The following is a 5,941-nucleotide window of genomic DNA, read 5'->3' as shown; positions in this document are numbered from 1 at the left end:
TTGTATGTGTTCAATGTTTGGGTTTTCAAGTTTGTTTTGGTAGTGTGGTTTCCGAGCTGGATTGGCTCGTATTGATAACAATGGAGTGTTGAATAATGAATCAAGTTGTTATTTTGGATGAGTCGGAACAGTTGGCAGTAATTACTGATCTGATCAAGCTTTATCCCGCCTCTGAGGCAAAGGTGCGTTTTACGGGTTTTTCGGCGAAGTCGACGCCGAACCTGATTGACCTGGAAAATATCCAGGCTGTGGTCGATGGACCTAACGTTGTCGGTATGTTGGATGGTATGACCCGCCGCAACAAGAAAGTTATGCTCAATACTTATCGATTCGCTGAAATCATGGCCAGTAACCAGTTTCCGGGAAATCACCAGATTGAGAAGCGATTTCAGTCTTTGGTACAGACTCTTACATTGTTGAAATGGACCAAAGTCGCCCAGGTTTCCAAGGAGTATGAAAAAAAAACGCAAAGTCTGACCATGGCGAATGTAGTGGTCGATATTGTTGGTGGTCTCGTTAAAGGCGCCGTCGGGGGAGTCGGTATCCCCTCTCTGGTCTCCGATACCCTCGGTTTTCTCAAGCAGGACGAAAAAGCACTCAATCTTTTTAATCGTTCTGTAGAGAAGGCCCAGGGCCGCCGTTTTGGCATTGCCTCCGGCGTACAAGACAAGGAAGGATACGTAAACCTGGCTGTCGCGGCAGTCAATTATTCCGCGCAACCAGGTAAAGACGGTGGTGTGCTGTTCTTTGAATGGAAGAGTTCTGAAGTCAACGTCTCCCAGGACACGGCTTACATGGTTATCCATGAGGAGGATTACCCGGCTGAACGGGAGGCGAGGGTAAACGCTTACCTCGATGAACTGGATGAACGAGCTTTCCAGGCTATTTTAGCCGGTCAATAACATTGGAGCCGGAGGCGTTTGTCTCCGGTTTTTTTTGAATCCAGGAAGTAGTGCTTATGTTGAGCTATGACTCCGGAATATTTATTGTCGGCGGGAGCGTTTTGTTGTTGTCGCATGAGCTGAATCAAAGGGTGTGGAATGATGTGCTTGATTCAACTTTATATATGCAACTTGCTTCGGAAGCCAAGCAGTCTTCCTTGGCCGATTATGAGCAGTGGTGGGTGCAATACAGCTCGCAATTCAATCAGTTTGGCTGGACGCGCCTGCAGAGCTTCGGCGGTGGATATGGGCCTGATTCAGAGCAGGCGCGCCAGTCGCTACGTAAAATAGTCGCGTCGAAACTCAGTCTTTATCTTTCCAGCACCTCTATCGAAGCCGTTGATCGTGCGCTGATTGAGTTGACCAGACTACCAACACACAGTGCGGTCCGCGCTCAACTGCGCCAATATTCGCTCGTTGAGGATAGCGCCTCGAACCTGATAACCGTCCGATTGCAGCTCGGTATTGCCCTGAAGGGTTTGCGATTTATTTGTTTGAGTTTCAGTTTTACAACTCGTGAAACACTCCCGAGTTCAGTAATTGAACACCTATTTCAAACAAACGATATCGTCGGCGAAATTAAGTTTAACGGATGTGTTGCAGTACTGGATTCGACGGCATTTGAGCTGTGGCGCCAGCGGATTGGCTCGGTCGTCGCGCCTGCTCGTGAGGATCTGATAAGGGCAGTGCACTCGCTATTACCCAATCAGTACGCAGTCGACTTGAAGCGGTGATTCACGACGGTTGAGTTGTGGTGCGATTCTGATGATCCCGCTGGGCAACCCAATGCTCGATCAGATCACGCAACTGCGACAGCTCCACCGGCTTGGCCATATGCCCGTCCATGCCAGCCTGACGCGCTCGCTCTTTGTGCTCGGCGAGGATGTGCGCTGTCAATGCCACCACCGGTGTGCGGGTTCGCTGGTTGCCGACTTCCCAGGCACGTAGCTGCTGGGTGGCAGAAAAACCATCGAGGATCGGCATTTCGCAGTCCATCAATACCAGGTCGTAGCGTTGGGCTTTCATCGCCTGCAAGGCTTCTTCGCCATTGCTGGCAGTGTCCGGTTGCAGGTTGAGCTTGCCGAGCATGCCGCGAATGACCTTGGTCGAGATCGAATTGTCTTCGGCCACCAGAATGCGGAAGTCGCTTGGGACCTTGATCGGAAGCGCCGGGCCTGCAGGCAGATGATGCGAAACGGCCGGGCCTTTGTTGCGCTGATTCAGCTCGTCCGCGAGGGTGGTCTTGAGGGTGTAGCCGGCCACGGGTTTGGCGAGGATGCGTTTGATCCCGCAGTTGCGCGCAATGATCTTGCTCGGCGCATTGCTGATGCCCGTCAGCATGATCAGCAGGATGTCGTGATTGAGGCTCGGATCTTCCTTGATCTTGGCCGCCAGTTGCATACCGGTCATGCCGGGCATGTTCTGGTCCAGCAAGACCACATCGAAGTAATCGCGCAAGTGGGCCTTGGTGCGCAACAGCGCCAGGGCTTCCTTGCCGGAAGGCACGGCACTGACGTTCAGGCCCCAGGCGCTGCATTGTTGCACCAGCACTTTGCGGCAGGTGTCGTTATCGTCCACCACCAGTACGCGCGCACCTTGCAGCGGACCATCGAGGTCAGAGGTCGGGTGCTCAAGTCGGTCGGGGTCCAATGGTAACGTCAGCCACAATGTGCTGCCCTGGTTGGCGCCGGTCTTGATGCCGAACTCGCCGTGCATCAGGCGGATCAGCTGACGAGCGATCACCAGCCCCAGATTGCCGCCCAGACTCGTTGCCGAGAGGAAGTGCTTGCTGTGCAGTTCGGCGTGCATCAGGGCGTCGCGCTCTTCTGGTTCCATCGGCACACCGCTGTCCTGCACCGCGATGCGCAGCCGCGGTTTTGCACTGCGTTCGTCGAGGGCGACGACGATCAGAATTTCGCCTTCGTCGGTTTTCTTCAGCGCGTTTTCCAGCAGGCTCAGCAGGGTCTGGCGCAAGCGTGTAGGGTCACCGCTGATAACGCGCGGCACTTGCGGCTGGATGAAGCTGATCAGCTCGACATTCTGTTGCTCGGCCTTGGCGCGGAAGATACTCAGGCAGTCTTCGATCAAGGCGTTTAGGTCGAACTGTACGTCGTCCAGTTCGATCTGCCCTGATTCGAGCTTGGAGATGTCGAGAATCTCGTTGATCAGTGTCAGCAGTTCGTTGCCGGCGCTGTGGATGGTCTGCACGTAGTCACGCTGCTTGACCGACAGTGGCGTGCCCAACAGCAACTCGGTCATGCCCAGAACACCATTCATGGGCGTACGGATTTCATGGCTGATTTTCGCCAGGAACTCGGCTTTGGCGTTGATCTCGGCGTTGCTGGCGGCCAGGTCGCGACTGACACTGAAGCGATCTTCAGTGATGCTGCGCTGACGTTCGCTCAGGGCGATGCTCATCAGTAACCCACTGATGCAGATGAACACCAGAAGCGTAGTGATCAGGCCTTGTGGCGCCACCAGTGTCAGTCCCAACAGTGCGGGTAGCATGATCAGGGCACCCATGTTGAACACCACCATCGCCGCGACGAAAAACCGCGCCGGACGATAACCTTTTTGCCAGTGATAGGCGCTGACGAACAACATGCTCAGGCCTGCCAGCGCAACCAGGGCGTAGGTAATGATGTTCAGCGGCAGGGTGTTGACGAACAACAACAGCATGCCGCAGGCAACGATGAACAAAATGTCCGCCAGCAGCAGTTTGTTCAGCGGGTGAGGGCCGAGTGGGGCGAAGAAGCAGCGGGCGAGCATCAGGCCACTCGGCGCAGTCAGCAATAACGCGAGGTAGGCGCCAGGCGTCTGGATGGCATGCCAGTCCGGTAACCATGGCCCGGCCAGGTTCAGCAGCAACAGCAGACTGAGCAGCAACAACCCTTCACACCAGGCCAGCCAAAGGCTGCTGCGCGAACGTGTGTAGGCGTAGCGCACGAAGTTGTGCAGGATCAGCATGCCGAGGCAACCGAACAGCAGGCCGTAGATCAACGTCTGGTTCTGATCGGCCGCGGTCTTGATTGCTGATTGCAGGGTGATGTACGGTCGCAAACGATGGTCGGAGACCAGGCGCAGGTAGACGTCGAGGGGCTTGTCACTTTGCGGCAGCGGCAGCATGAATTCGCTGCTGGGCAGGGGGCGGTCAGCCTGGGGCTGACCGGTACCAGTTTTCAAATGTTCGATCAGCGTGTCGCCGTCGAGTACATACAGATTGAGTGCCGACAGATCGGGTGCGAACACCCGCAGCAATTGTTCATGTGTGCCGGGGGCCAGCCTGAAACGCAGCCATAACGCGCCATCGGGCTCGGCCGCCGTCAGGCGATCGAGTTCGATGGGGCTGAATTGATTGGTGTAGCGCGCGGAACGGATGTCGCTGAGCTGCAGGTCGCCCTGTTCGTCGAACAATACTGCCCAGCCACTGCCTTGCGCGGCTTGTGCCGGGAGCATGCAGAGCAGGGTCAGCAGAGTGACAGTGAGACTTATGGCAATCCTGAGCCAGCGCACGGCGAAATCCCTTCGTAGGTTGATGGCAGATTATAACCATGCGCGGTACCGGAATAGTGTGGCAAGGACCAGCGGCCCTTGCCTGGCCGAATGAATGGCCTTATTCCTGGCTTTCGCCACGTTCACGGGCAATGGCACGGTAGCCAATGTCATTGCGGTAGAAACAGCCTTCCCAGTCAATTCCAGCCGCCAGCTTGTAAGCCTGTTGCTGCGCTGCATCGACACTGGCGCCCATGGCGGTGGCGCAAAGCACACGGCCACCGGCCGTTACCACTTGACCGTCCTTGAGTGCAGTGCCCGCGTGGAAGACTTTGCCTTCCAGTGCGGCTGCTGCATCCAGACCGTTGATGGCCACGCCTTTGGCGTAGTCACCCGGGTACCCGCCAGCGGCCAACACGATACCGACGCTCGGACGTGGATCCCATTGCGCTTCGACCTTGTCCAACGCTTGCGCCAGAGCGGCTTCAACCAGCAAGACCAGGCTCGACTGCAAACGCAGCATCACCGGTTGGGTCTCCGGATCGCCGAAGCGGCAGTTGAACTCGATGACTTTTGGGTTACCGGCCTTGTCGATCATCAGGCCTGCGTACAGGAAGCCAGTGTAGACGTTGCCTTCCTCGGCCATGCCGCGAACAGTCGGCCAGATCACCAGGTCCATGGCCCGTTGATGCACTTCGGCCGTTACGACCGGGGCTGGGGAGTAAGCACCCATGCCACCGGTGTTCGGGCCGGTGTCGCCGTCGCCGACGCGTTTGTGGTCCTGGCTGGTGGCCATTGGCAGCACGTTCTTGCCGTCCACCATGACGATGAAGCTGGCTTCTTCGCCGTCCAGGAATTCTTCGATGACCACGCGTGAACCGGCGTCGCCGAACGCGTTGCCCGCGAGCATGTCGCGTACGGCGTCTTCGGCTTCCGTCAGGGTCATGGCAACGATCACACCTTTACCGGCGGCCAGGCCATCGGCCTTGATCACGATCGGTGCGCCTTTTTCACGCAGATAAGCCAGGGCTGGCTCGATCTCGGTGAAGTTCTGGTAGTCGGCGGTCGGGATCTTGTGTCGCGCCAGAAAGTCCTTGGTGAAGGCTTTCGAGCCTTCCAGCTGGGCCGCGCCAGCGGTCGGACCGAAGCAATCCAGGCCACGGGAGCGGAACAGGTCAACGACGCCGGCAACCAGCGGCACTTCCGGACCGACGATGGTCAGGGAAACGTTTTTCTCGGCGAAGTCCGCCAGTTGTTCCAGGGCCAGCACGTCGATGGCAACGTTCTCGCACTTGGCTTCAATGGCGGTACCGGCGTTGCCCGGGGCCACGAAAACCTTTTGCACGCGCGGATCCTGAGCCACTTTCCAGGCCAGGGCATGTTCACGGCCACCGCTGCCAATGATCAAAACATTCATTTCAAAAACCTCGGATGACGCTAATTCTGGAGGCAGCACTGAAGCTGCTTTTCTGTGGGAGCTGGCCTGCCGGCGATGCAGACAACTCGGT

The 5,941-nt window shown here is 56.9% G+C and carries 4 protein-coding genes; 2 read left to right on the top strand and 2 right to left on the bottom strand.

Annotated elements, in window-relative coordinates:
* The first annotated feature begins 95 nt into the window (after nucleotides 1-95).
* Nucleotides 96-902 carry a hypothetical protein gene (locus tag AC1DRJ_RS17730; RefSeq protein WP_477803301.1) on the top strand — a complete coding sequence of 269 codons (807 nt, stop codon included), beginning with the start codon at nucleotides 96-98 and terminating at the stop codon, nucleotides 900-902.
* A 56-nt stretch (nucleotides 903-958) separates the two neighbouring features.
* Nucleotides 959-1,675 (top strand): hypothetical protein, encoded by a 717-nt coding sequence (locus tag AC1DRJ_RS17725; RefSeq protein WP_477803300.1) that lies wholly within the window; start codon nucleotides 959-961, stop codon nucleotides 1,673-1,675.
* A gap of 1 nt (nucleotide 1,676) precedes the next feature.
* Here the strand turns inward: AC1DRJ_RS17725 and AC1DRJ_RS17720 are convergent, their stop codons facing one another.
* The gene (locus AC1DRJ_RS17720; protein ID WP_477803299.1) at nucleotides 1,677-4,454 is read right to left on the bottom strand and encodes a hybrid sensor histidine kinase/response regulator; all 2,778 of its coding nucleotides are present in this window, start codon (nucleotides 4,452-4,454) and stop codon (nucleotides 1,677-1,679) included.
* 100 nt (nucleotides 4,455-4,554) lie between these two features.
* Entirely contained in the window at nucleotides 4,555-5,850 is a 1,296-nt protein-coding gene (gene purD, locus AC1DRJ_RS17715; RefSeq protein WP_477803298.1) for a phosphoribosylamine--glycine ligase, read from the bottom strand.
* Between the last annotated feature and the right edge of the window lie 91 nt (nucleotides 5,851-5,941).

The sequence above is a fragment of the Pseudomonas sp. P5_B2 genome, from assembly GCF_056400445.1.
The sequence above is the reverse complement of the archived record's forward strand: the minus strand, read 5'-3'. Positions and strand labels throughout refer to the sequence as shown.